At 61.6% G+C, this 25,774-nt stretch carries 18 protein-coding genes; 9 read left to right on the top strand and 9 right to left on the bottom strand.

What is annotated here, in order from left to right:
• Positions 1-206: 206 nt before the first annotated feature.
• The 5 genes from HYT87_04655 to HYT87_04635 all read right to left on the bottom strand — a co-directional run bounded on the left by HYT87_04655 (position 207) and on the right by HYT87_04635 (position 6,054).
• Positions 207-1,484, bottom strand: a complete 1,278-nt coding sequence (locus tag HYT87_04655; protein ID MBI2059042.1) for a TRAP transporter large permease subunit — start codon at positions 1,482-1,484, stop codon at positions 207-209.
• 17 nt (positions 1,485-1,501) lie between these two features.
• On the bottom strand, positions 1,502-1,993 hold the full coding sequence (locus HYT87_04650; GenBank protein MBI2059041.1) for a TRAP transporter small permease: 492 nt from the start codon (positions 1,991-1,993) through the stop codon (positions 1,502-1,504).
• A gap of 107 nt (positions 1,994-2,100) precedes the next feature.
• Entirely contained in the window at positions 2,101-3,150 is a 1,050-nt protein-coding gene (gene dctP, locus HYT87_04645; protein MBI2059040.1) for a TRAP transporter substrate-binding protein DctP, read from the bottom strand.
• Positions 3,137-4,033 carry a hypothetical protein gene (locus HYT87_04640; protein ID MBI2059039.1) on the bottom strand — a complete coding sequence of 299 codons (897 nt, stop codon included), beginning with the start codon at positions 4,031-4,033 and terminating at the stop codon, positions 3,137-3,139. Before HYT87_04640 ends, dctP begins: the two co-directional genes overlap by 14 nt.
• Positions 4,034-4,323: 290 nt before the next feature.
• Positions 4,324-6,054, bottom strand: a complete 1,731-nt coding sequence (locus HYT87_04635; protein MBI2059038.1) for an OmpA family protein — start codon at positions 6,052-6,054, stop codon at positions 4,324-4,326.
• A 277-nt stretch (positions 6,055-6,331) separates the two neighbouring features.
• Here HYT87_04635 and HYT87_04630 point away from each other — a divergent pair, with 277 nt between their 5' ends.
• Positions 6,332-11,701 (top strand): hypothetical protein, encoded by a 5,370-nt coding sequence (locus HYT87_04630; protein ID MBI2059037.1) that lies wholly within the window; start codon positions 6,332-6,334, stop codon positions 11,699-11,701.
• A gap of 72 nt (positions 11,702-11,773) precedes the next feature.
• Here the strand turns inward: HYT87_04630 and HYT87_04625 are convergent, their stop codons facing one another.
• Complete coding sequence (locus HYT87_04625; protein MBI2059036.1) at positions 11,774-12,247, bottom strand: transposase; 474 nt, start codon at positions 12,245-12,247, stop codon at positions 11,774-11,776.
• 161 nt (positions 12,248-12,408) lie between these two features.
• Here HYT87_04625 and HYT87_04620 point away from each other — a divergent pair, with 161 nt between their 5' ends.
• The 4 genes from HYT87_04620 (at position 12,409) to gcvPB (ending at position 17,262) form a co-directional block, all read left to right on the top strand.
• Positions 12,409-13,791, top strand: a complete 1,383-nt coding sequence (locus HYT87_04620) for a glycine cleavage system protein T (protein MBI2059035.1) — start codon at positions 12,409-12,411, stop codon at positions 13,789-13,791.
• Positions 13,792-13,806: 15 nt separating this feature from the next.
• A complete protein-coding gene (gene gcvH, locus HYT87_04615; GenBank protein ID MBI2059034.1) occupies positions 13,807-14,244 on the top strand; it encodes a glycine cleavage system protein GcvH in 438 nt (145 codons plus the stop codon).
• Positions 14,245-14,368: 124 nt separating this feature from the next.
• Positions 14,369-15,700 (top strand): aminomethyl-transferring glycine dehydrogenase subunit GcvPA, encoded by a 1,332-nt coding sequence (gene gcvPA / locus HYT87_04610; protein MBI2059033.1) that lies wholly within the window; start codon positions 14,369-14,371, stop codon positions 15,698-15,700.
• A complete protein-coding gene (gene gcvPB / locus HYT87_04605; protein MBI2059032.1) occupies positions 15,697-17,262 on the top strand; it encodes an aminomethyl-transferring glycine dehydrogenase subunit GcvPB in 1,566 nt (521 codons plus the stop codon). Before gcvPA ends, gcvPB begins: the two co-directional genes overlap by 4 nt.
• A gap of 151 nt (positions 17,263-17,413) precedes the next feature.
• Here gcvPB and HYT87_04600 read toward each other — a convergent pair whose 3' ends face one another.
• Both HYT87_04600 and HYT87_04595 read right to left on the bottom strand, forming a co-directional pair.
• Entirely contained in the window at positions 17,414-18,556 is a 1,143-nt protein-coding gene (locus HYT87_04600; GenBank protein MBI2059031.1) for an AAA family ATPase, read from the bottom strand.
• A 7-nt stretch (positions 18,557-18,563) separates the two neighbouring features.
• Positions 18,564-19,703 carry an acyl-CoA dehydrogenase family protein gene (locus tag HYT87_04595; GenBank protein ID MBI2059030.1) on the bottom strand — a complete coding sequence of 380 codons (1,140 nt, stop codon included), beginning with the start codon at positions 19,701-19,703 and terminating at the stop codon, positions 18,564-18,566.
• A gap of 86 nt (positions 19,704-19,789) precedes the next feature.
• On the opposite strand from HYT87_04595, the gene HYT87_04590 reads away from it, so the two are divergent.
• From HYT87_04590 to HYT87_04575, 4 genes are all read left to right on the top strand, one after another.
• Entirely contained in the window at positions 19,790-21,247 is a 1,458-nt protein-coding gene (locus tag HYT87_04590; protein MBI2059029.1) for a short-chain fatty acid transporter, read from the top strand.
• A gap of 156 nt (positions 21,248-21,403) precedes the next feature.
• A complete protein-coding gene (locus HYT87_04585) occupies positions 21,404-22,309 on the top strand; it encodes a DUF58 domain-containing protein (protein ID MBI2059028.1) in 906 nt (301 codons plus the stop codon).
• Positions 22,310-22,321: 12 nt separating this feature from the next.
• On the top strand, positions 22,322-24,406 hold the full coding sequence (locus HYT87_04580; GenBank protein ID MBI2059027.1) for a BatA domain-containing protein: 2,085 nt from the start codon (positions 22,322-22,324) through the stop codon (positions 24,404-24,406).
• Positions 24,407-24,426: 20 nt separating this feature from the next.
• Positions 24,427-25,215: a DUF4159 domain-containing protein gene (locus HYT87_04575; protein MBI2059026.1), complete on the top strand. Its 789-nt coding sequence runs from the start codon at positions 24,427-24,429 to the stop codon at positions 25,213-25,215.
• Positions 25,216-25,390: 175 nt separating this feature from the next.
• On the opposite strand, the gene HYT87_04570 is transcribed toward HYT87_04575, so the two are convergent.
• Positions 25,391-25,774 carry a MaoC family dehydratase gene (locus HYT87_04570; GenBank protein ID MBI2059025.1) on the bottom strand — a complete coding sequence of 128 codons (384 nt, stop codon included), beginning with the start codon at positions 25,772-25,774 and terminating at the stop codon, positions 25,391-25,393.

Genomic DNA, 25,774 nt, shown 5'->3' with positions numbered 1-25,774 from the left:
GAACCATTTTCTGGTAGGCGCACCCTTTATGGGTGCGTCTTCGGACGCAGGCTGAAGCCTGCGGCTACCAAGAGGGATTGAACCATTTTCTGGTAGGCGCACCCTTTATGGGTGCGTCTTCGGACGCAGGCTAAAGCCTGCGGCTACCGGGACGCGAGAGTTCTTGGTAGGCGCGGGCTTTAGCCCGCGTCTTGAGCGCGTACCCGTCAGGGGGCGCTGAGGCGATGCACGAGCCAGAGGGAGAGTTCCGGCCAGTAGGTGATTACGAGAAGGGCGGCGACGAGGACGGCGATGTAGGGGATGGCGGCGCGGTAGAGCTGGACGATCGGTTTCTGAAACCGGAAACTGGAAATGAAAAGATTCATGCCGACGGGCGGCGTCAGATACCCGATTTCAAGATTCGTGAGGAAGATGATGCCCAGATGGATGGGGTCCACGCCGAAATTCCGGGCGATCGGAACGATGAGCGGGACAACCACTACGATCGCGGAGAAGATATCCATCAGGCACCCGACGATGAGGAGGAAGATGTTGAGCGCCACCAGGAAGGTGATCTGGCTGTGAATGTAGGTGTTGATCCATTCGAAAATCTTGTCCGGCACCTGCTGGATGATGAGGAAGTTGGTGAAACCGAGCGCCATGCCAAGGATGATCAAGATGCCGCCGACGAGCAGCATGCTTTCTTTCATGATCTTGGGGAGATCGCGGAACCGGACTTCACGCCTGATGAAGACCTCCACGATGAAGACGTAGAAAGCCATGATGGCCGATGCCTCGCCCGCGGTGTAATAGCCGCCGTAAATCCCGCCGAGGATGACGAACGGGATGGGGATCTCCCATGCGGCGTCCTTGATTCCTTTGCCGATGCCCCGGACGGTCATCTTGGTCGGGGGGACCTTCGCGCGTTTCGCCCGGAACATGGCGTAAATGGACAGGAAGACCATGATGACGACGCCTGGCACGATGCCCGCGAGGAAGAGCTTGCTGACGTCCACCTCGGCCACGATCCCGTAGATGATGATGGGTAGGCTGGGCGGGAAGAGGAGACCCACGCTGCCGCAGCAGGTGACCAATCCGAGCGAAAAATTCTCAGGATACTTCTGCTTGATCAGCGAGGGCATCAAGAGTCCGCCCAGCGCGATGATCGTGACGCCGGACGCGCCGGTGAGCGCCGTAAAGATGGTGCAGGCGGAGAGCGTGACGATGGAAAGCCCGCCGGGAAGCCAGCCGAACGCCGCGTTCGCAAGATTGACGAGCCGCTCGGGAGCCTTGCTTTCAGCGAGGATGTAGCCTGCGAAAGTGAAGAGCGGGATGGCGATGAGGGAAGGCGCGCTGGCGATACGGTACGCCTCCGCGATGAGGGAGGCTGTGGGAACATCCGCCACGAAGTAATACCCGATCAGCGCGGCGCCGCCCATGACGGTAAAGAGGGGACCGCCGAAGGAGGAGTAGAGTAGGAGAAGAACGATGAGGAGCAGAATCATGGGTCAGACGCGGGCGATCACGTCCTGTGCGGTTTGGCGAGCAGCCCGTTCAACCCCCGTATGACAAACTTGAAGGCCGCGAGGCCGAAGGCGATCGGAAAGATGCTCTCCAGGACCCACGTGGCCACGTGGAGCGAATAGTTCATCTCGGCGTACTGCTTCTCCGTGGCGACGAACACCCACGCGGTCTTGAAAATGAGCGCGCACATGCCGGCGGCGATGAAGCTGATCACCGCCTCGATCTTGATCTTAACGGCTTCGGACATGCGCAGGTTCAAGATGTCGATCTTGATGTGTTTTCCCTCGGTGGTGGCGAGCGAGGCGGCGAGGAGGCCGGTCCACAACACGCTGTGACGAAGAAAATCGTCCGCCCAGTGGAATCCCTTGGAAAACAGGTTGCGCGCCGTGACCTGCCAGAAGGAAAGGCACACCATGATGAGGAGGAGGGCGAAAACGAGAAAGCTTTCCACCTTGCAGATGCCGGCCGTCAAGCGGTTTAGCGTTTTCATCGGGAGGCGTGGTCGAGCGATCCAGGGGTCAAGTGCCCAAGTGGGAGGGTCATGGTCTCTCGATCACCTGCCCACTTGTCCACTCGTCCACGGATTTGGGGGCGGGGTCAAGGCTTACCGGACCGGTAGCCCTTGAGACTGGCTTGAACCTGTTCGAGGAGGGGCTTGGGGTAGAGCACGCCGACCAGTTTCTGATGCACGGTTTCCATCTTGGCCATCATTTCCTCCTGGCCCTGCGGATCCATCTTGGTGAACTGGACCCCCTTCTTCTTCAGACCGAGGAGCGCCTTCTCGTTCTCGCGCTCCACCTGCTCGCCCAGTCGGACCATGAGCTCCTGGGCCCTCTGATTGATGAAAGCTCGATCCTCGGGCTTCACCTTGTCCCAGGTCTTCTGATCGACCACGAACCCGCTGGTGGCCATGGTGAGCGGAGTGTCAACGATGTACTTGGCGTAGGGGTACCACTGGAACGCGATGGCGCCGAGAGGATTGATGTAGAAGGAATTGACGAGCCCGGTCTGGAGGGCGGTGAGAACCTCGATCACGGGGAGGGGAACGGGGGTTACGACGGCAAGCTCCTTGTAGATCGCCTCCGCGAGGGGATCACCCGCCCATACCCACGCTTTTTCGCCGGCAATGTCGCTGAGCTTGTGAAGCGGCTTCTGCGTGAAGATGTAAATGCCTCCAAAGGGACCCAGGGTCAGGAGGACCATTCCCTTCTTGGCGAGCAGGTCGCGGAACGTTCCGAACATCTTGTCCGACAGGAAGACCGCCTCCTTGTACTCCTTCAAAAGCAAAGGAAGCTCGATCACGCGGATCTCGGAAGCGATCATGCCCAGGCCCATCCCCGTGAGGCCCGCCGCCTGCACTTGGCCGAGGCGAAGTTTTCGGACGACATCCGGTTCGTCGCCCATCGTGCCGCCGGCGAAGAGAGTAATCTTGATTCGGCCCTGCGTATCTTTTCCGATCTGGTCCGCGGTTTCCTTGACGAATTGACCCCACGTGGTGCCCTCGGGGGGAAGAATGGCCATCTTGATCCGGAGATCCTCCGCGCGGGCGGGACGGGTGCCGACCGAGAGAGCAAGGGCAAGCAGGATCGCCGCCGCGGCGCGACCCCCGATGGAAAGGATCAGCCGGCGAGCGTCAGAACAGCTCATTTTTCTTGGAGATGAGGCGTTTCGCCTTCAGCTTGGCGATTTCGTTGGCTACGGTCATTTCCGGCACCGTGTCCGAGGGAGTATCCAGAACCTCCTGCAAAACCTTGTCGAACAGCGCTTCATCTTTGATGAGCGTGGCGAACTGTTCGGCGTAGAGGACGTAGGGCAGGAGGAGCTTCTTATTGCTCAGGCCGAACGCGATGTCGAACTCCTTCTGGCTCTTTTCCACGCCGCCGCCGGCGATGGAGGGCAGCCCCGCGTAGTATGCGCCGAAGAAGGCGTGTACGCCGCCGTAGAAATATTGATCGTCCAAATCCTTCGAACGGTTCATGAGGGAGAGCACTTTTGGAATGTCGAAGAGTGCGAGCGGATCTTTCTTCGCAAGATTGAGCCAGCCGGCCCAGCAGTTCCCCGTCCAGAAAAGGCGCTCGACGAGCTTCTTGTCCTTGATGGCGTCCACGCCCTTTTCGAGATGCTCCACGGCCTGTTCGATGGCTTCCGCCTGATTTGCAGGCTTTTTCCCGGCTGCGGCTCGAACGGCTTTCTTGAAGGGACTCGTCAGCAGCAGGGAGCGGAGACCGAAATCGCGGCCTCGCATGAAGAGGACCATCGCGCGCTCCGGCTCGTCGTCCTGCACAAATCCCATCGCGTAGCTACAGTACGTCTGCGCGATGATGCTCATGAGGTCGGCGTTGTCCGAGAAGGTGTCCGCCAACCCTTCGAACAGGAGGAGGTTGCTCGGTGCTCCGTACTTGATGAGCATGGGGTCCGGATTGCGCTGGGCGACGAGCCCCGCTTTCCTCAAATTCTTGACGATGATTCCGCCGCAATTCGTCGTGATCGCGGCGGAAAGGAACAGCAGCAGCAAGGTGATGTGTTTCATGTTGGGCGCAATTCTATCCGCCGAGGGCGGATTGTCAAGGAATATTGTGATGCACGTCACAATTGCCGGGACATCGGGGCCGAGTAGATGGCGGTTGTCGGGCGGGGATGCGGTTTCCGGGATCGAAGAGCACTGCTTGGTAGGCCCGGGCTTCAGCCTAGCCTTCCTGGGAGCCGTAGGGGAGGACCTTGAGGTCCTCCCTTCTTGGGACCAGTGCTCCAAGAAAAGGGAGCAGCTAAAGCTGCTCCCCTACACGCTGGATTCCCGCTTTCGCGGGAATGACAAATGGGCTAGGGCGTCGGAGGTGCGGAGGGCGGAGGGGCCGGGAGGGCCGACTCCCCCTCCGTCGGCACCACAAACTCGACGCGACGGTTCAGCTTGCGTCCCTCCTGAGATTCGTTCGGCGCAATCGGTCGCTGTGTGCCGTAGCCTTTGTACGTGAGCCTTGCGGGATCGACGCCGAGAAGCACCATGTGATGATAGACGACTTCCGCGCGCGCCCAGGAAACAAGTTCGTTGATGTCCTCCGCGCCCGTGGGATCCGTGTGCCCTTGCACTTCGAGCCGCACCTCCGGATGCTCCGACATGATCCGGGCGACCTCGTGAACGATCGGCATGGACACAGGCTTGATGTCGACGGAATTGAAATAGAACTGGATCCGCTGGTTGATGACGATTTTCTCCTTGGTCAGCACGACCTTCAGCGGGGGAGGGGGAGCCTCCTCCTCCTTGGCGGCCGGCGCTTCCTCGGGAATGACGATTTCCTCCGGTTCGAGGACGATTTCCACGCGCTCTTGGCGTTTGGCCTCGAGGGCGAGGTCGTAGCTCTTCGACTTGTACGCGGGCCGGAAGGCGGTGATCCGATGCGGACCCGGTGGGACTTGATCGTTCCGGAACTCGCCCGTGCGGGGATCCACGTCCAAGGTGATTCGCTCGTCGGATTCATCTTCGATGAGCACGGAGGAGGCGGTGAGCGGTTCGAGCGATTGTTGATCGAGCACGCGGCCGGTCACGACGGCGAACTCTCGATGGCGCGGTGTGCGGACGTATTGGAAACTCAAGCCGGCGGTCCATTGTGGCACATCCGTCTCCTCCCGCGGGAATCGCGCGGTGAGGATTCCAAGGTCGCCCGCCAGCACGACGCGGGCGCTCGCGATTTGCAGGCGCGCGCCGGGCGTAAGGCGGATCGGATTCTGGGAGGTGGTGACCTTGACGCGATCGCCGTTGCTGTCGAAGGCCTTGCCGTCCGTGTCGATTTCGGCGGTGCATTCGACGAAAGGTTGGATCCACCGGCTTGCGGTGAGTTCCAGCGCCACGCCCCCGAGCCAAACGTTATCGCCGCGGATGCCTTGCGCGGTGCGATTGGTCCTGCTGGGATAGGGTGAGAGACTCTGGAATGCCTTTTCAGACTGATCGAGCCGATATCCTGCCGTGAGATGGAAAGCGAACGGCGACCATCGGAGTGTGTTCAATATCGAAGCGGCGGGTGAGATCGTGGAGAAGGCCATGCCACCCGATTCCTCCTTTGAATATGCGCGAGCTTCGAGGCCGAGGCCCATGTGGAAGGGTGAGGCGCGAAGCCATTCCCATTTGAGTCGCAGGCGAGGATCGCCGAATGCGGCGACGGAATCCTTGCTGCCTACTTCACGGTCGTTCACGCGGTAGGAGCGTCCCTCCCAGACGACGGATGCCTCGGTGCGTCGGAAGGCCGATTCGTCGCCGGGACGGAACGTGAATCCCGCGGTGCCGAGGATGGCCGAGTGATCCTGCGCGGCGAGAACGAGGTCTTTTTGTGAGAAATAGCCGCCCGTCAGGGATGGAACCCACCGGCCGAGATCGAGGCGGTCGGCGCTCTGCACGTGCCACACCCCGCGAGTGCCCTCGGGAGATACGGATTGGGAAATTGCGAGTGGCGGGTTGGTCAGTGCGAAGAGGGGAAGGAGGATGAGGGCGAAACGAATCCGGTTCATCGTCGCGGAATTGTAACATTGCGTTCGCTCCGTATCGAGACCAATGTTCATTCCTTGATCCTCCCGTAGGGGAGGACCTTTAGTGCGTCTAACAGAATGCGTAGGGGAGGGTTTTCAGACTCTCCCGATAAGAGGGAGCAGCTCAAGCTGCTCCCCTACACGCTTCGGACGCAGGCTGAAGCCTGCGGCTACCGGGGAGGCAGTCGTCCTGCTCTTGGTAGGCGCGGGCTTCAGCCCGCGTCTTGTATTATGACCTAGATCACACAACGCGACGGCACGGGCGGTTGTTGACCTTGACATTGATTGACGCGAGGTTGACAATCTGCCCATGTCTTGGAGGCGTTCCGGTTCTCGTTTCCGTTCCGTCTCTCACCTCACTCTTCACGCCTCACTCCTCACGGGCCTCCTGGCCTCCTGCCAGCGCGATGCGTTGAAACTGACCGCGCCCGCGGCGGCCGAAGACGGCGTGCCGCTGGACGTCTCCCTTCCTCTCTCCCCCGAAATCGCGGCGGCGCTGAACGGCGTGGCCGCGGCGGACGACCTCGTGGCGGACATCGAAGTGAACGGAGAGATCGTAGCGGAGGGAGTCCGCGGAGGCGTTCGGGGCGGGGTGCGCGGCGATGTGGTCGGCGGAGTTCGCGGTGGCGTTCGCGGGGCGGAAGCATCAGGCGTGCGTGGCGGTGTGCGCGGTGTCTCGATGCGTCAAGATCCTGGTAGGCGCACCCTTCAGGGTGCGTCCCCGGACGCGGGCATGAAGCCCGCGCCTACCAAATCCTCCCCTCGCCCCCAGATTGGGGGAGAGGGCGTGGGTGAGGGGGAGCTTGCATTTGCTTTTGAGGTAACGTTCCTTTTGCCCAAGAAATCCGCCCGCGACGGCGCCAACGACATCCACACGCGCGTGCGTCCCGGCCGGCATCAGGATGTTCCCCTCGTCGAAGTCAAGACAACCATCAAGATGAAGCTGCCCCCGCCTGCGACGGGTGACCCATCCACTCCCCCTCCCCTTGAGGGAGAGGGTGGGGGTGAGGGGTTACCGCTGTTCCAAATTGAAATTGAAGAAACCTCCATCGACCTCAACGAGGTGGAGCTGCCCGATCTGGACGGCAACGGCGTCTCCACCCTCACCGAGGTGGCGGCGATCATTGGGAGCGAGGCGGTAGGCGCAGGCTTTACGCCTGCGTCTTTGGCCGACGCCATCGCCATCGCCTCGGATGCGGCTTCTGACAAAAAGCCCACGCAGGAGCAGGTGCAACAGGCTTTCGAATCCCTGGCCGCCAAGCTGGAAACGAAAGTCATTGATGACTTCAAAGCCGCGGGCGTTGCGCCTCCCGCCGCGGTGAAGATCGAGCTCAAGGAGATTGATCTTACGCCGCCGGAAACTTTCGTATCGGCGGAGGCGCTGGGCGCAAGGCGCGAGGCGCAAGCAGGACAAGACATCGCATTCGCTCTATCGTGCAACGAGTCCTTCTGTGCCTTCCGCTGCTCGCTGGATGCTTTCGAATTCACTTCCTGCCCCGCGTCCTACGTCCTGCGTCCCGCGTCGGGCGAACACTCCCTCAAGGTGTTCGCCTCCGACGCCATGGGCAATCGGGACCAGACGCCCGCCACCGTCACCTTCACCGTCCTGTCCGCGTGCAATCCTTCCGCTGAAATCTGTGATGGCAAGGACAACGACTGCGACACGCTTGTGGATGAGGACTGGGTAGCCGCACCCTTTACGGGTGCGTCTTCAGACGCAGGCTTGGTAGGCGCACCCTTTATGGGTGCGTCCTCGGACGCGGGCATAAAGCCCGCGGCTACCAGTGCCTCCCTCGGCCAACCCTGCACGGTCGGCATCGGCGCCTGCCAGGCCGGCGGAACGGTTATCTGCAAGGCGGATGGCTTGGGCACACGCTGTTCCGCCGTCCCCTCCGCCCCCAGCGCCGAGATCTGCGACGGAAAGGACAACGACTGCGACGGGAAGACGGACGAGGATCTCCCCTCTGCTTCTTGCAGCACCGGCAGCCCGGGTGTGTGCGCCGAAGGCACCCAAGCTTGCTCGAATGGAGTTCTTGCTTGCGTCCAGCGTCATGCGTCCGGCGCCGAATCCTGCGACGGCGCCGACAACGACTGCGACGGGAACACCGACGAAGACTTCACGAACAAGGGGCAGGCATGTTCAGCCGGCGTGGGCGAGTGCGCCAAGGCCGGAACTTTCGTTTGCAAGACGGATGGCACGGGCACGCTGTGCGATGCCGTGGCGGGAGCAGCCACCACCGAGATCTGCGATAAGAAGGACAACGATTGCGATGGCTCGACCGACGAGGGGAACGTGTGCACCCCCGCGGATACCACCGCCCCCGCCGCGCCGGACCCTGCGAAGCTGACGGTTACTCAGAATGCCCCCGGTTCAAGCGACACCGTCTCCGGGGTAGCCGCAGCCTGTGAGGCTGCGTCCACCGTCAAGATCTGGGCCGATGGTCTTCTCACCACGCTGATCGTATCGGGCACCGCCGGAGCCGACGGGAGTTTCGCGGCCCTGTCCATTGGAGGCAACCTGTACGCGACGGTCTATGTCACCGCTACCGACGCCGCGGGCAATCAGAGCGGTGCGACAAGCAAAACGAACGACATCGCCGCCCCATCGGGTCCGACCGGATTGGGCGTCACTCCCCCGTCACCGGCCAACAACAACAGCCCTGCCATCAAGGGTACGGCCGAGGCGTCTTCGACGGTGAAAGTCTACACCAACGGCTCCTGTACCTCCGCCGTGGCCGCCACCGGCACGGCGTCCGCGTTCAACACGCCTGGCCTTTCGGCTACCGTCAGCGACAATTCAAGCACGACTTTCTACGCAACGGCGACGGATGCCGCGGGCAACGCCTCTCCTTGTTCGGCGAGCAGCGTGACGTTCACCGAGGACAGCACGCCTCCTCTGCTTACGGTGGCCAACATCGAGGGCGACTCCGGAAGTCCTTTCTACGACACGGTCAACGATTCGAACACGGACATCTCGATCTCGGCGGGAGATGCGGTCGCCTGCAGGTGGGATACGGCCGATGTGGTGTACGGCTCGATGGCCAATACCTGCGCGTCCACCTCGCTCTGCACCATCACGGGGGCGGCGACGGACGGTTCGGCCTATAACCGCTTCATAGACTGCACCGATTCCGCCGGCAACACGCAGGGTGTCAGCGGGAATCTGGATGTCTCGTGGACGAACGATTGGTCCGCTCCCACGTTCGGCGGCCTTGTCTCCGCCACCTCCACGTCGGCAACAAACGTGGATCTCGCGTGGAGCGCCGCGTCGGACAACGTGAGCGCGCCGGCCAACATCGTCTACCAAATCTGCCGGGCCACAACGCCCAACTACTGCACCACCACGTGGAGCGTGACGTTCACGACCTCCCCCGGCGCCACAACGTACAACGACGGCTCGCTCTCGCCCGGCAGCAAAGTCTACTATCGCGTCCGCGCGCGAGACGAAGCCCTCAACGTCGAATCCAACACCGTCGAAAAATCCGCCCTCACGTGGTCCACCATAGGCGTCGCCCAGGCGATCACGACCCACCTCGGCAACCACACCTGTTCGCTTATTTCCGACGGCACGGTCAAATGCTGGGGGAACAACGGCAACGGTCAGCTTGGGGATGGTACGACGGCCAATAAATCGACTCCCGTGACCGTCTCGACGCTCAGCGGTGCTGTCGCCGTGGCGGGGGGCGGCATTCACATCTGTTCCCTTCGTTCTGACGGGATGGTGAAATGCTGGGGGTACAATCTCTACGGTCAGCTTGGGGACGGGACGACCGCCGATAAGTGGACGCCTGTCCCGGTGGCGTCCCTTTCCGGCGCCAGCGGGATCGCGGGGGGCTTCTCTCACACCTGTTCCCTGCTTTCGGACGGCACGGTAAAATGCTGGGGGAACAATCTTTACGGTCAGCTTGGGGACGGGACGACCGCCAATCGCCTGACGCCCATCCCCGTGTCTTCACTTTCAGGGGGTGTGGCTGTAGCGGGGGGCACCTCTCACACCTGTTCCCTTCTTTCCGACGGCACGGTGAAATGCTGGGGGTGGAATAACGTCGGTCAGCTTGGGGATGGTACGACGGCGAACAAATCGATACCGGTCGCTGTGTCCGTGCTGAGCACGGCTGTAGCCGTGGCGGGGGGCGACGGTCACACCTGTTCCCTTCTTTCCGACGGCACGATGAAATGCTGGGGGTCCAATAGCAACGGTCAGCTTGGGGACGGGACGACGGCGGACAAATCGACCCCCGTGGCCATCTCCACCCTCACGGGCGCCGTCGCCGTCACGGGGGGCGCCTCTCACACTTGTTCCCTCCTCTCCGACGGCACGGTCAAATGCTGGGGGTACAATGGCTACGGTCAGCTTGGGGACGGGACGACGGCGGACAAATCGACCCCTGTGACCGTAAGCGGCCTCTCGTATGGTGTGGCCGTGTCGGGGGGCTGGGCTCACACCTGTTCCCTCCTCTCCGACGGCACGGTGAAATGCTGGGGGCGCTCTAACTACGGTCAGCTTGGGGACGGGACGACGGTGGATAAGACGACGCCCGTGGCCGTCTCCATGCCCGCCGGTCCGATGGGCGTGAAACTCCCCCGCCTCCACGAATCCACCGCCTCCGGCGCCCCCGCCCGCCCCTTCCGCGAAGGCCTCTCCGCTGGGCGCGATCACGTCTGTGCGCTGCTCTCGGATGGGACCGCGAAGTGCTGGGGCAAGAACGATTCCTCCCAACTCGGCGACGGCACCACGACGGATCGGACCGCTCCGGTACCCGTCTCCGGCCTGACGAACGCCACCGCCCTCGCCGAAGGGACGTACCATACGTGTGCCCTTCTCTCGAATGGGACGATCAAATGTTGGGGGAGCAACTCCTACGGCCAACTCGGCGATGGATCGTTCACGCCCAGACCGACTCCTACAACCGTTTCCGTCCTTTCTAACGCCGTGACCGTGGCCGCCCTCCACACGCACACCTGCGCCATGGTGACCGACGGCACCGTCGCCTGCTGGGGCGAAAATGGCCAGGGGCAGGTGGGAGATGGAACCACAACAAATCGCGGCGCGCCCGTGGCCGTTTCCACGCTGACCGGCGTCATCGCCACCGCCCTCGGCGACAGCCACACCTGCGCAGTCCTCTCCGATGGCTCGGCTTGGTGCTGGGGGTGGGGCGGATATGGCGTTCTGGGGGATGGAACGAGCACAAACAAGAGCACACCCGTGGCCGTTTCCACGCTGACGGGCGCCGTCTCGATCTCCGGCGGCGGCATGCACAGTTGCGCCCTCCTCAACGACGGCACAGCTCGTTGCTGGGGTGCGAATTCCGGCGGCAAGCTGGGCGATGGGACCGGAACAGACTCGTCGGTACCCGTCGCGGTAACCAGTCTCACGAATGCGGTCTCCATCACAGGACGCGGCTACCACACCTGTGCGCTGCTGTCGGACGGCACGGTCAAGTGTTGGGGGAGCGGCGGGTCCGGCGCAATTGGTGATGGTGCGACGGCAAACAGGCTGACGCCGGTATCGGTATCCACCCTCACGGGGGCCGTGGCCGTGACCAACGGCAACTCCCACACCTGCGCCCTCGAGTCGGACGGCACCGTCAAATGCTGGGGGTACAATGTCTTCGGTCAGCTTGGGGACGGAACCACCGCGAACAAATCCACCCCCGTCCCCGTCATAAATTTACCCTGATTCTGTTCTTGGCACGTTCTTGGTAGGCGCGGGCTTCAGCCCGCGTCTTGGACGCAGGCATAAAGCCTGCGACTACCAAGAGTCAAGATCGAAAACCGTTGAACCCTTGAACGGATAGGCCCTCCAATCCGTCACGAGCCCCTTGCGCACTGGATTGTCGAGGACATAACGCAGGTGTTTCACCAAATCTTCATCTTTTCGAAGGATGTGGTCGTAGAAGTCTTTTTGCCACCGGATCCCAGCCATCTCTCGTCTGAACCAGAATCCGCTTGCTTGTTTGAAACTGACCACGCACTGCCGGAGGTCAGACTGCGCGGAGGTTCCCTGGAGCACCAGATGCATGTGGTCCGGCATGAAAAGGTACACTGGTGAATCGCACAGATGCCTCTGCAGCGAATTCATGAGGATGTCCACGAATCGCGGAACGGGGAATGGATTGTTGAAAATAGATCGGCGATCTTGGATACAGAGGGTGAAGCTGGCTGCCGCCTGTCCGCGGTAGGAATCCGGAGGTAGGCGATGTTTCCGCTCCCGTATCCTCCGCACCGGGCGATTGTAACATTCGCGCGTTTTTTTGGTAGGCGCACCCTTTATGGGTGTGTCTTCGGACGCAGGCTAAAGCCTGCGGCTACCGGATTTGGGCAGAACGGGCGCGTCTTCTGCGGAACGCTTGACATCGGGCGGGGGCGGGATACTAATGGGGACCCATGCGAAAAACGCCGCTGTATGCGTGGCACAGGAAGGCCGGGGCGCGAATGATCGACTTCGCAGGCTGGGACATGCCCGTGTATTACTCGGGCATCCTCGAAGAACACCTCGCCGTTCGTCAGAAGGCGGGCCTGTTCGATATCAGCCATATGGGCCGCTTCGAGGCGAAAGGCCCCGGCGCTCACACTCTTCTCCAATCCCTCTTCACCAATAATCTTGAGAAGCTGACGCCCGGCCGCGCCCTCTACGGCCTTTTCTGCGATGAAAAGGGCGGGGTGATTGACGACCTGATCATTTACCAGTTGGGAGACGCGGAATACTACATCTGCGTGAACGCCGTGAACCGCGAGGCGGACTGGAAATGGCTCAAGGAACACGCGGCCAGCTATGGACGCGGGCCGGTAGGCGCACCCTTTACCCGCCACGGCGGGTTGATGGGTGCGTCTTCGGACGCAGGGCTGGTAGGCGCGGGCTTCAGCCCGCGTCTTGAGCGCAGGCTAAAGCCTGCGGCTACCGGGATTGAACCGGACGCAGGCATTAAGCCTGCGGCTACCGGGAGCCTGAATGGAGCTGTGGCGCTGAAAGATCTCAGCGATGTGACGGCTCAGCTCGCCGTGCAGGGGCCCCATGCGGCTGCGATTGTCGGCAGCGTGCTGGGCCCGATCGCCACCGGCCTGAAGTATTTCGGTTGCGCCACAGTGGATTGGAAAGGCGAGAGCATTCTGGTCACCCGGACCGGCTACACCGGCGAGGATGGCTACGAACTCTATCTGCCGGATGGAGTGGCGGAGCCGCTGTGGGATGCGCTACTCAAGGCCGGCAAGCCGCAGGGACTCGCGCCCATCGGTCTCGGCGCGCGCGACAGCCTCCGCATCGAAATGGGCTATCCGCTCTACGGTCATGAGATTTCAAAGGAGATCGGTCCGGTCGAGGCGGGACTGCTTCGATTTGTTGACTTGAAAAAGGAATCGTTTGTGGGTAAGCAGGCCATTCAAAAGAGGGCGGAGAAGCCGCCGGCGAAGCTGTGCGGTGTCGCCCTCAAAAAGGACGGTATGATTCGCGATCACTATGAGGTAGCGACGGGATCGCCCTCGACGGCGATCGGCCTGATCACCAGCGGATGCTTCTCGCCGGTCCTCAAGCGATCGATCGGACTGGCCCTCCTGACGAGCTCGCCGGTAGGCGCACCCTTTACGGGTGCGTCTTCGGACGCGGGCGTAAAGCCCGCGGCTCCCGGGATGGGGCAGGACGCAGGCATGAAGCCTGCGGCTACCCGATCCGGTTGGGAGGGCGCACACATTCGCATCCGCATCCGGGCCAAAGAGGTCGAAGCCGAAATCGCGAAAGTACCCTTCGTGACGCCCGGAACGAAGAAAGCGTAGGTTAAGGAGGCCCCGATGAAGAAGAAAAAAGGAACCGGCTTCGAATTCCCCGAGGACTTGAAGTACACGAGGGAGCACGAATGGGGCCGCAAGGAGGACGACGGCATCGTGACCGTCGGGATCAGCGACTACGCGCAGGATGCCCTGGGCGATATCGTTTACGTGGAGCTTCCGGAAGAGGGCGAGGAAGTCCTGAAGGGCGAGTCGTTTGGGTTCGTGGAATCGGTGAAGTCGGTGTCCGATCTCTACGCTCCCGTGAGCGGCAAGGTGGTGGAAGTCAATCTGGATGTGAAAGAGACGCCCGACCTGCTCAATCAGGACCCGTATGGCGACGGCTGGCTCATCAAGATTTCGCTGGGCGATGCCGCGGAACTGGATGAGCTGATGAATTCGGTGGAGTACGCCGCATTTGTTGAGGAGGAGATCGAGAAAGGCGAAGGGGAGGAGGAGTGATCCGCGGAAGGGGTCGGGGGTCAGTCATCCGTGGCCAATGCGGGGCACGCAGGCTGAAGCCTGCGGCTACCCGGGAACAAAGGAATTCCTGGTAGGCGCACCCTTTAGGGTGCGTCATGTTCGAATGAGATTCATCCCTTCCAGTCCCTCCGAGACGGAGGAGATGCTGGCCGCCATCGGCGTCAAGTCCATTGACGAACTCTTTACGGTCATCCCGAAGGAGGCGCGGCTGTCCAAGCCCCTGCTCGTGCCCGGCCCGCTGTCCGAACAAGAGATGGAGGCCCATTTCGACGCGATCGAGGCGCAGAATCGGCCACCCGCGCATCATTTCCTCGGCGCCGGCGCCTACGATCATTTCATTCCCTCCGTTGTGAATGCCATCATTGGGCGATCCGAGTTCTACACCGCCTACACCCCGTATCAGCCCGAGGTGAGCCAAGGCACGTTGGAGGCGCTTTTCGAGTTTCAAACGATGATGAGAAGGCTTCTGGGGACCGACCTCGCGAATGCTTCATTATATGAGGGTGCCTCTGCGGCGGCGGAGGCGGTACTCCTGGCGCGGCGGGCCTCGAGAAAGGAAAAAGTGATCGTGGCGAGGTCCGTGCATCCTGAATACCGCGAGGTCATACGGACCTATCTCGGCGGCGGCTTGACGGAGGTGGGGTGGACAGAAAGCGGCTCCGTGGATCTCGAGGCGATCACCAAGGCCTTGTCGGACGACACGGCCTGCGTGGTCGTCCAATCCCCCAATTTCTTCGGAGTTGTCGAACGTCTCGAAAAGATCAAGGCCTTGATCGGAAACCGGAAGGCACTGCTCGTTACCGTGGTGAACGAGCCGGTCAGTCTGGGCATGCTCCGGTCCCCGGGCGAATGCGGAGCGGACGCGGTGGCCGGAGAGGCCGCGGGGCTGGGGCTTCCCCTCTCTTTCGGAGGCCCCTACGTGGGTTTCCTCGGAACACGCAAGGAGTTTGTGCGCGACATGCCCGGCCGCCTCATCGGCGCGTCGATCGACAAGACAGGGAAGAGAGCTTTTGTGATCACGCTGGCCACGAGGGAACAGCACATCCGCCGGGCGCGTGCCACGTCCAACATCTGCACGAACCAAACGCTGTGCGCCATCGCGGCGACGGTCCATCTCGCGCTGCTGGGACCCCATGGGCTCCGTGAGCTGGCGGAGCTGAACCACCGCATGGCCTCGGCTCTTCGAGCTGCAGTGACCCGGAAAGGCGGGGCGGCGGCCGTGTTCAACGGGCCGTACTTCAATGAGTTTGTGGTGAAACCGCGTCGACCTGTTCGCGATGTGATGGAGGATGCGGAAGCGGCCGGGATCGTCCCCGGCCTCCCACTGGGGAAATACTATCCCGAATTGCAGGATGCCCTGCTGATGTGCGCCACTGAAAAATCATCGGCGGAGGGAATCGAAGCGGCGGCGAATCTCCTGGGGGGAGCGCGATGACCCCGCCACCGCCTCTGAAATCTCAAATCTCAGATCTCAAATCTCAGACAGGTGGTGGGGTGAGCGTCCTTACGCCGAAGCCGGGAGCGGAAGAGCCGCGAAAGAATGATTCGCTGTCCCAGCCGGGCATCGAGCCGACGCTGTTCGAGATGTCCCGTGCAGGTCACCGCGGCACGCTTCTTCCGAAGACCGCCGTTTCCGGAAAAGTCGATCCGATTCCGGACGATCTTCTGCGCAAAGAGCCGGCGTGTCTTCCGGAATTGGCGGAGTCGGAGGTCGTGCGCCATTTTACCCGCCTCTCCAAGCTGAACTTCTCGGTGGACACGGGCATGTACCCGCTCGGCTCGTGCACAATGAAGTACAACCCGAAAATCTGCGAATCCATCGCGTCCCGCCGCGGGTTGGCCGGACTGCATCCCTACTGGCCCGAATCGCGCGTGCAGGGCGCACTCCGATTGATGTTCGACTTGGAAAAGTATCTTCAGGAAGTGAGCGGGATGGATCAGGTGACGCTCCAGCCCAGCGCCGGCGCGCATGGAGAGTTTCTGGGCCTGAAACTGATTGCGCGATATTTTGAAAAGAAGGGGGAGAAGCGGACGAAAGTCCTGCTGCCGGACACGGCCCACGGCACGAACCCGGCGAGCGCGAGCATGTCCGGATTCGAGGCCCAGGAGTTCAAATCCAACGGGGGAATGATCGATCCCAAGGTCCTGCGCAAGGTGGTGGACGACAAAGTGGCTGCGATCATGATCACCAACCCGAACACCCTGGGCCTGTTCGAGAAGGAGATCCTGAAAGTGGCCGAAATCGTGCATGAGAAGGGCGGGTTCGTGTACGGTGACGGCGCGAACCTGAACGCGATTCTGGGGAAAGCGCGGCCAGGCGATCTCGGCTTCGACGTCATTCAGTTCAACCTCCACAAGACTTTCTCCACGCCCCACGGCGGGGGTGGACCGGGCGCGGGACCGGTGGGAGTGAAAAACAAGCTCTCCCCGTACCTGCCCGTCCCCAGGATCCAGCTCAAAGAGGGGCGGTACTCGCTCAATTTCGGCCTGCCCGATTCGGTGGGACGGGTCCGGTCGTTCTACGGCAATTTCATGATCCTCGTCCGGGCCTACGTTTATATCCTCAGCAATGGGTCTGAGGGTCTGAAGGAAATATCGGAAAGAGCCGTCCTTAATGCAAACTATCTAAAGCAAAGGATGAAGGATCGGTACCACGTGCCCTACGAGGATACCTGCATGCACGAGTTCATCGCCTCGGACCGGTTTCAGAAACAGGCGCAGGTTTCGACGCTGGATATCGCCAAACGGATCATCGACTTCGGGTTCCATCCGCCCACGATCTATTTCCCACTCGTCGTTCCCGGCGCGATGATGATCGAGCCGACGGAGAGCGAGAGCAAAGCCACGCTCGACCGGTTCGCGCACTCGATGAACCTGATTGCGAATGAAATCCAGGAAGACCCCGACCGGGTTCGGGCGGCGCCTCACACGACGCCGTGCGGCCGGGTGAACGAGGTTCTTGCGAATCGCTACCCGGTTCTGAGCTGGGATCTATAATCGGTGACCGTATCCCGGATCAAGAGCCTCTAACAGAATGCTGATCCGTAGGGGAGCATCTTCAGATGCTCCCTCTTGTCGGGAGGGTCTGAAGACCCTCCCCTACGCATTCTGTCAGACGCACCAACTAATAAACTCTACTGCTACCGAATTAGGCGGATGGCTTCAGATTCGCCACGACTTCACCGCCCTTCGTTTGCACCACCACTTCCCCGTGGGAGTTTCCGAAGTGTTCGAACGCTACATCCTCGATGATGCGCGTGAACTCCGCCTCCAGTCCGCGGGCGCCTGTTTCACGCTTGACGGCGCGCTCGACAATCAGATCGAGGACGTCTTCCTGCACCCGAAGTGAAATTCCCTCCGCCTTGAACTCCGTGGCGAAACGCCGGATCACGTTGTCGCAAAGAATCTCGCGAAGGACCTCTTCCTCCAAGGGGTCAAGAGTGACGATCCGTGAAAATCGGGCCACGAGCTCCGGCAGGAACCCGTAGTTCAGAAAATTCTGGATCTCGTTGACCTCGCTCTCATTCATCCGGTAGGAGATCTTTCTCGATCCGTCCTTCTTCTCCGGTAGACCGCCGAATCCCATTTTGGAGCGGAGCCCGTTTCGCGATGCGATGCCCTTGAGTCCCGAGAATGCCCCGCACGCGATAAACGCGATGTCCTGGGTGGACATCCGGATGTGTGGGCTGTAGGTCGTATTGTTGTATTCGAGCGGCACGTCCACGATCGTGGGGCTGAGCAGTTTCAGGAGTTCCTTCTGGACGCCGTAGCCGGCAACATCCTTCGTCGTCCCCTGTCCGTCGAACATGGCGGAATTTTGCGTCGTGGCGAGCTTGTCGAATTCATCGAGGGCAACAATCCCGATGGCCGCCTTTTTCTGATCGCCGCCGGAAGAGTAGATGAGCGAGGTGAGCACCGTGATCGGGTCGCGGCCGACGTAACCGGTCTCCGAGAATCCCGTGATGTCGATAATCACGGTGGGGATTTTCAGGATCTCCCGAAAAAGAAGTTCAATGAGATAGGTTTTTCCGCATCCCGTCGGCCCAACGAGGAGCGTGTTGGACTTGGGTGGGAGCTGGTTGCGCTTCAGGCCTTCGATGTAGAGTTGCTTGATCCGGCGGATGTGGCGATAGGCGAAGAGAGTAACGGTCTTGCGCGCGCCGTCCTGCCCTTTGTACCCTTTCTTACCGAGGAGATCGAACATCTCGGCCGGAGAGTAGAGGGGGATGCGCTCGATGAAGTCGGTGAAGTCGTCTTTCTGATAGTACGCGTCGAGCCTTCGATTGGCCATCGGCGCTCTATTGTCGGAGGAGCTGCCTCGCGATGACCATCCGCTGGACTTGGTTGGTTCCCTCGTAAATTTGCATGAGCTTGGCATCCCGCATGAGCTTCTCCACGGGGTAGTCCTTCATGTAACCGTAGCCGCCGAAAATCTGGACGGCGTCCGTGGTGGTCTTCATCGCCATGTCGGTGGCGAAGCACTTGGCGTAGGCGGAGTACAGGGCCGCGTCCTGCCCCTGATCGATGAGCATGGCCGCCTGCCAGGTGAGGAGTCGCCCGGCATGGAGGTCCTTCGCCATGTCCGCAAGCATGAATTGGATGCCCTGAAACTCGGCGATAGCGGTGTTGAATTGTTTGCGTTCCTTGGCGTAAGCCAGGGATTCATCCAGTGCGCGTTGGGCGAGACCGACGGCGAGCGCGGCGATGCAGGGCCGGCTGCGGTCCAAGGTCCGCATGGCCACCTTGAATCCTTCGCCCTCGGCCCCGAGCCGCTGGGAGGCGGGCACCACGCAATCCTCAAAGATCACCTCGGTGGTGTTCGAGGCCCGCTGGCCCATTTTGTCTTCTTTCTTCCCAACGCGAATGCCGGGGGAGTGTGCGTCCACCACGAAGGCGGCGATGCCGCGGTGATGTTGGCTTTTGTCCAGCGTGCCGAAGGTGGTGTACAGATCCGCCACGCCGCCGTTGGTGATGAAACGCTTGGTGCCGTTCAAAACGTAGTCGCCGTTCGAGCGCCGCACTTGCAGCTGCATGCCGCCGACGTCGGAGCCGGAGTTGGGCTCGGTCAGGCAAAAAGCGGAGATGCGGAATTCGCGGGTGAAGGGTTCGAGCCACTTCTTCTTCTGCTCGGGTGTGCCCGCCACCATGATGGGCAGGAGGCCGAGGTTGTTGACCATGATAGAGGTCGTGACGCCGGAACATCCCCAACTCAGCTCCTCGGTGATGAGGCAGGAGTCGAACATGCCGAATCCGGTGCCGCCGCACTCTTGGGGGATCAGTTCATTCATGAGACCCAGTTCCCAAGCCTTCTTGATCAGATCCCGCGGGAACTCGGAGTTGCGGTCGAACGCGGCGGCCTTGGGGGCGATCTCCTGTCGGGAGAAACGGCGGGCGGTTTCGACGAGCGCTTGTTGCTCCGGCGATAGGTTCCAATCCACGAATCCATTGTATCGTCCGCCCTCCCGAGGTCAAGCGGGGCCCGTGCGTGGAAAACGGCGGGGGTTGAGGCTAGAATCGCGCCACGATGCTTCCCAAGCTCGCTGATGCGCTGACCCGCTGGAGCACCCGCTGGGTGCCGGATTCTTTTGTCATTGTGTTCGCCTTGACGCTCGTGGTCTTTGGCCTGGCGAAGGGTCTAACGCCAACACCGTGGCTCGATCTTGTTCGAGGGTGGGGAGATGGCCTGTGGGCGCTCCTCTCGTTCTCCACCCAAATGTGCCTCATCATGATCAGCGGGCATCTCCTGGCGTCCACGCCTCTCTTCAATCGGGCTCTAAAAACACTCGCCGCGATGCCGCGAGGCCCGAAATCGGCCATTCTCTTGATCAGCCTGACCTCCATGCTGCTGGCGCTGGCCAACTGGGGTCTCAGTTTGATCGGCAGCGCCCTGCTGGTGCGCGAGGTATCCAAGCACAGGAAAGACACGGACTACCGCCTGATGGTGGCCTCGGCGTACCTGGGTTTGGGGGCGGTGTGGCACGCCGGCTTGTCGGGCTCGGCGCCGCTTCTTGTAGCCACGGCGGACCACTTTCTCGTCAAACAAATCGGAGTGATTCCCATTACGCAAACGACGCTGAGCCCGTTCAACATTCTTCTGGCTGTGGCCGTCGTGGGTGTCCTTCCCATCGTGGGTGTTCTGGTCCATCCGAAATCACCCGTGCCCGCCCCGCTTGGTGGCACCTCGCCTTCAGCGGCCTCCCATCCTGGTCGGCCCGTAGGGCGGGGTACCGCACCATCCATGGCTGGCATCCAGCCGGTCGCGGGACGGCCAAACCCTCCTGGCGCCGCCCCCGCCGATGGCGTCGTCCCCGACGGATCTCAAATCTCACATCTCAAATCTGAAACGGCTCCCCGCACGCCGGCGGAGAGGCTGGATCGTTCGGGCCTCGTCATTCGCACGTTGGCCGCGCTCGGCGTCGTCTATCTGGGAGTCCTCTTCCATGCGAGGGGACTGAATGCCATCGACCTCAACACGGTGATCATGGCGCTTCTCACCGTGTCCCTCGCCCTGCACCGCGATACGCGGAGCTTCCTGGCGGAAGCGGAAGAGGGATCGAAAGCCATCTGGGGGGTGCTGATCCAGTTCCCGCTCTATTCAGGCATCTTCGGCGTGATCAAGGCGTCCGGCTTGCAGGAGGTGTTGGCCCACGCGTTCACGGCATTCTCCTCGCCCGAGCGGTTTCCGTTCTTCACCTTGGTCTACTCCGGAGTACTAAATTATATAGTACCGTCCGGAGGCGCCAAATTCGCCATCGAGGCGCCGTACATCATGGATGCGGCCCACAAGCTTGGGGTGGAGTATCCCAGGACCGTTCTGGCCTATGCCTGGGGGGACACGCTGACGGACATCATCCAGCCGTTCTGGGCAATCCCGCTCCTCGGCTTTTCGCGGATCGAGTTCCGCGAGATCATGGGCTACTGCCTGATCTATTTCTTCGTCTACGCGCCGCTCGTCATGACGGCCTTCTACTTCTGGGGGTAAGGGCATGAATCGATTGGGCAAAGGACGCACCCTAAAGGGTGCGCCTACCAGGAGATCCCTTCCTCTCCCGGTAGCCGCAGGCTTTAGCCTGCGTCCAAGACGCGGGCTGAAGCCCGCGCCTACCAGCCTGCGTCCCAAGAGCATGGGGGACCATTGATGCCGAACGTCCTGATCGAGCCGGCGAAGTTGGAAAGATTGCGCGCGGTCGTTTTGCGCAGCCGCACGAGGGTCATCGGCACCCTGGCGGGCGTGCACCAGAGTCCGCATTTCGGCGCCTCTGTCGAGTTCCGGGAGCACAAGGAATACACGCCGGGGGATGATCTGAAATATCTCGATTGGAAGATTTTCGGCAGGACGGACAAGTACTATGTGAAGCGTTTTGAAAAGGAGACCAATCTCCAAGCGTACCTTCTTGTGGATGCCAGCGGCTCGATGGACTATGGCACCACGGGCCGAACGAAGTTCCAGCACGCCGCCACGCTCGCGTCATCGCTGGCGTTTCTCCTGCTCAGCCAGGGGGATGCCGTGGGCGTGCACGTGTTCAATTCGGAGGGGAAGTCGTTTGTGCCGCCCAAGGCGCGGTCGGGGCACCTCAAGATACTGTACACGCTGCTGGATGAGGCCATGCCTGAGGGCAAAACGACTTTGATTGAGACTCTGAATGACCTCCTGCCTGTTGCGCGACGGCACAGTCTGATGATTCTCATTTCGGATTTTCTGGACATGGAGCCGGCGGATCTTGAAAAGGCCGTGGCCCTGGTTCGGCAGGTCAGGGGAGATGTGGTCCTGTTTCACGTGCTGGACCCGAGCGAGGAATCCTTCCCTTTCCACGAACGGACGGAATTCGTCGGCTTGGAGGGACCCTTGAGGGTGCTCAGCTACCCCCAGGCCATCCGGCGGCAGTATCAGGCGGCGTTTCTGGAGTTCTGCGAGCATCTCCGGAAGATCTGTTACTCCAATGGTGTGGAGTACACGCGGCTGCGGACCTCGGACCGGGTGGAGAGCTTTCTTCTGGGATTCCTCGAGCAGCGGGCACGGCGGCCGGCGGCCGCCGCGGTTTAGCACCCCGTCGCGATGGATCTTCTCCAACCGGGCCTCCTCCCCTTTCTGGGATTGATGGCGGTGCCGCCGATCATTCACCTGCTGACGCGCCTCCGTGCCCGGCGACAGCCCTTCCCACCGATTGCCCTTGTCCTCCGGCTCCAGAAGAGCACGGCACGCATCCAGCGCCTGAAAGAGGCGCTCCTGTTGGCCGTACGTTGCCTTGTGATCGCGGGCTTGGTGGGCACGCTCGCGGGTCCTTACCTGAAGCGGGCGAGTGCCGGGGGGGGGGCGAATCCGACCGACCGGCCGGTAGCGGTCATCATCGACAATTCGGCGAGCATGCTCATGGAAATCAATCGGGCTTCACTCCTCGACAGCGCGCGGAAATGGGTGAAGAGCCTGGTGCGATCAGGGTCGAAAGTGGCGTACGTGGGGGTGCTGGGCGACGCGGGAGGGGGGCTGGGCGTTCGTACCGTGGACGGGATGGAACTGGAACGATTTGTGGACCGGTTGCGGCCCTTCTACGGCGCGGTGAATGCCGTCGAGGGCATTCAGAGGGCCATGGCCGCGCTTCCGGAAGGGGGAACGATTGTCGTGTTGTCGGATTTGCGCCGCTCGTCGTGGGATGCGGAGCGACCCCGGCCCATCGAACTTCCGCCGGGCATTCGAGTGGAGGTGAGGGATCTGAGCGTCGGCAGGGAGGTGGCCAACAGCGGGGTGAGGGGAGTGGCGCGTCAGGCCCGATCGGGTCCGGGGGAGTGGGAGCTGGCTGTGACCGCGGAGGTGGCGGCCGATGGGAACGAGCACGAAGTGACCTTGAAGGAATCGTCGGGAGATGCGCGACGAGTACGATTGGAGGCGGCCGGAGGGGGCATGATAACGGTGCCGGTTCCGGTGGCGCCCGCGGCGGGCGCCCGGTTTCTGACCGGTGAAGCCCGACTGGAAGCCGACGCATTTCCCGCGGATGACGCACGGTACTTTGTTTTTCCTGTGAGCCGGCCGCTGCGCGTGACGGTCATCGAAGGCGAATTCGGGAGTGTCCCTCTGGAAAATGAAACGTTTTACCTGTCGAAAGCCTTCTTGAAGTTTCCCTCCGGAGTGGAACCGATGGAGGCGCTGGTTCTCCGTCCGGGCCTCCTTCGGGACGCCCCCTCCACGGATCCGGATGTCACCCTGCTCGTCAACGTGAAGGCCTCGGATTTGCCCTCGGAATGGGTCCACGGATTGGTGCGAAGCGTGAAGAAGGGCGCGGGGTTGATTATCTTCTCCGGAAAAAACGTGATCGAAAAGGACTACAACGAGCTCATGGGGGATATCCTCCCGGGGCACGTGGCGGACGTGCGCTCGGTGGACCCGGTTCCCGGCCGCGATGACTTGCGGATCGGTTCTGTGGAGTGGGATCACCCGATCATGCAGCCGTTCGCGGGCGGGGCGCAGGGGGACCCGGATACCATTCGTGTTCGACAGTACACCCGATTCAGGCTTGCGCCCGGCGCGGGAACGGTGGTGGCGAGCCTTGAAAACGGTGATCCGTATGTTGTGGTGGGCCGGGCTGGAGCGGGGCGGGTGGTGTTCTTCACTTCCACGGCAGACCGGGATTGGAACGACTTTCCCGTCCACCCCGTATTCGTGCCTATTGTTCAACAAGCCTGCTCCTTCGTGGCTGCGCGGGCCGAGTCGGCCGGCACGATGATTGCGGAGGCAGGAAAATCGGTGCGGCTGAACTGGCCCGGATCGCCCACGCGGTCCCTTCGCGCCGGCGCGCCCGACGGTCGCGAATGGACGCTTCAGGTCTCGGCCTCACAAGGGCAGGAGGAAATCGAATTCATGACTCCCGGCCCCCCCGGCCTATACACGATTGAGGATCCCGATGAACCGGGGGGCCTCAGAGTGACCGTGGCGGCAAACACCGCGATGGCAGAGACGGATCTGGCCCGGATCACGCCGGATGAGATGGCCGGAATCGTGAAGGGGAATGTGCAGATTCAATCGGCCCCGCACAAGGGGACGGTGGTCTCGGTGCTGGAGGACCGATGGGATGCGACGAACCTGGCACTCGCGTTCCTCGTCCTGCTCGTCGCGGGAGAGCTGTTCCTGGGGAACCCGCGGGGATGAGACGTGAAGGGTGATGAGTGATGCGTGATGTGAAAACCCGCTGCCAGCAGGCAGGTTGCCTCTTGCGCCTCAGCTCTCTGCTGATCACTCTTCACTGTTCACTCTTCACGCCGCGGCCCGCGGCGGCCATCGGCCCCTCCGGCAAGTTCATTGCGGCCCAGCTTATCTATCCGGGAGGGAACTGGGATCCCTATCCCTCCGCGCTCACGAGCCTCATGACGGCTTTGGTCAGCCGGACCAGCGTGGACGCCTCGCTCGAACGGGCGGAGATCTCACTTCGAGATCCGGCGCTCTTCCGCTACCCCCTTCTCTTCATGATGGGGGACCAGAGTTTCCCTCCGTTCGGTGACGCCGAAGTGCGGGCGCTTCGCCAGTATCTCGACGCCGGTGGGATTCTGTTCGTCGATGACGGCTTCGGTGTGGAGAACGACGGTTTCCATGCCTCCTTCACCCGGCTCGTGCAGCAGCTCTATCCGGGGCGCAAGCTCGAACTGATGGATGAGGATCACGCGGTCTACGTGGCCTTCCATCTGCTCAGGCGCGTGGAAGGGGGGCGGCGACTTGTGAAAACGAACCTGTACGGCGTGCAGGGCGAGGGGCGGAGTCTGATCCTTTACAGTTTCAACGATCTGGCGGGGTCATGGGCGCGGGACGACTTGGGAAACTTTATCTACCCATGCTTTCCCGGAGGTGACTATCAGCGGGAGATGGGGTTTCGGATGGGGATCAACGTGGTGCTTTACGCTCTGACACTGGATTACAAGAAGGACCTCATCCACCAGCCGTACATTCTGAGAAGGCAGAAGTAGCCCCGGAGTCGGCTACCGAGGTCTGGAGCCTCTGACAGAATGCCGATTCGTAGGGGAGCATCTTCAGATGCTCCCTCTTGTCGGGAGGGTCTGAAGACCCTCTTGTCGGGAGGGTCTGAAGACCCTCCCCTACGCATTCTGTTAGACGCTCTTAGCTTCGGTAGAGCTTCGATCATCAGATCGTGACTTCCGCGGAGCCTTTGACGACCGCTTCGCCCTTCTGATTCACCGCCTGGAAGTCGCAGGTGGCGACTCCGCCGTCGACTTTCCGCACGGTGCCTTGACAAGTGATCACGTCTCCGGGCCAGACGATGGTGGAGAAACGTACGCTGAACTTGCGGAGGCGGCGCGGATCGCCCAGCCATTGGTTGAGGAATTGGCCGAGCGTCCCCATGGTGAGCATCCCATGGGCGAACACTGAGGGATAGCCGGCGGCCTTGGCAAAGGTCTCGTCGACGTGGATCGGATTGAAATCCCCCGAGGCGCCGGCGTATCGAACGAGTTGGATCCGCTCGATCGGCGGCTTTTTGACGGCGGGGATGACGTCACCGGCTTGCAT

This window comes from Nitrospirota bacterium, assembly GCA_016180645.1.
In the GTDB taxonomy this organism is placed as follows: domain Bacteria; phylum JACPQY01; class JACPQY01; order JACPQY01; family JACPQY01; genus JACPAV01.
Note: the sequence above shows the minus strand (reverse complement) of the source record. Positions and strands in the feature narration are given on the sequence as shown.

What these genes read in the sequence shown, in the direction of transcription:
- HYT87_04630 (MBI2059037.1), top strand. Translation starts at nt 6,332, where the DNA reads ATGTCTTGGAGGCGTTCCGGTTCTCGTTTCCGTTCCGTCTCTCACCTC.
- HYT87_04655 (MBI2059042.1), bottom strand. Translation starts at nt 1,484, where the DNA reads ATGATTCTGCTCCTCATCGTTCTTCTCCTACTCTACTCCTCCTTCGGC.
- HYT87_04620 (MBI2059035.1), top strand. Translation starts at nt 12,409, where the DNA reads ATGCGAAAAACGCCGCTGTATGCGTGGCACAGGAAGGCCGGGGCGCGA.
- HYT87_04600 (MBI2059031.1), bottom strand. Translation starts at nt 18,556, where the DNA reads ATGGCCAATCGAAGGCTCGACGCGTACTATCAGAAAGACGACTTCACC.
- HYT87_04575 (MBI2059026.1), top strand. Translation starts at nt 24,427, where the DNA reads ATGCGTGATGTGAAAACCCGCTGCCAGCAGGCAGGTTGCCTCTTGCGC.
- HYT87_04570 (MBI2059025.1), bottom strand. Translation starts at nt 25,774, where the DNA reads ATGCAAGCCGGTGACGTCATCCCCGCCGTCAAAAAGCCGCCGATCGAG.
- HYT87_04635 (MBI2059038.1), bottom strand. Translation starts at nt 6,054, where the DNA reads ATGAACATTGGTCTCGATACGGAGCGAACGCAATGTTACAATTCCGCG.
- gcvH (MBI2059034.1), top strand. Translation starts at nt 13,807, where the DNA reads ATGAAGAAGAAAAAAGGAACCGGCTTCGAATTCCCCGAGGACTTGAAG.
- gcvPB (MBI2059032.1), top strand. Translation starts at nt 15,697, where the DNA reads ATGACCCCGCCACCGCCTCTGAAATCTCAAATCTCAGATCTCAAATCT.
- HYT87_04640 (MBI2059039.1), bottom strand. Translation starts at nt 4,033, where the DNA reads ATGAAACACATCACCTTGCTGCTGCTGTTCCTTTCCGCCGCGATCACG.
- dctP (MBI2059040.1), bottom strand. Translation starts at nt 3,150, where the DNA reads ATGAGCTGTTCTGACGCTCGCCGGCTGATCCTTTCCATCGGGGGTCGC.
- HYT87_04580 (MBI2059027.1), top strand. Translation starts at nt 22,322, where the DNA reads ATGGATCTTCTCCAACCGGGCCTCCTCCCCTTTCTGGGATTGATGGCG.
- gcvPA (MBI2059033.1), top strand. Translation starts at nt 14,369, where the DNA reads ATGAGATTCATCCCTTCCAGTCCCTCCGAGACGGAGGAGATGCTGGCC.
- HYT87_04585 (MBI2059028.1), top strand. Translation starts at nt 21,404, where the DNA reads ATGCCGAACGTCCTGATCGAGCCGGCGAAGTTGGAAAGATTGCGCGCG.
- HYT87_04650 (MBI2059041.1), bottom strand. Translation starts at nt 1,993, where the DNA reads ATGAAAACGCTAAACCGCTTGACGGCCGGCATCTGCAAGGTGGAAAGC.
- HYT87_04590 (MBI2059029.1), top strand. Translation starts at nt 19,790, where the DNA reads ATGCTTCCCAAGCTCGCTGATGCGCTGACCCGCTGGAGCACCCGCTGG.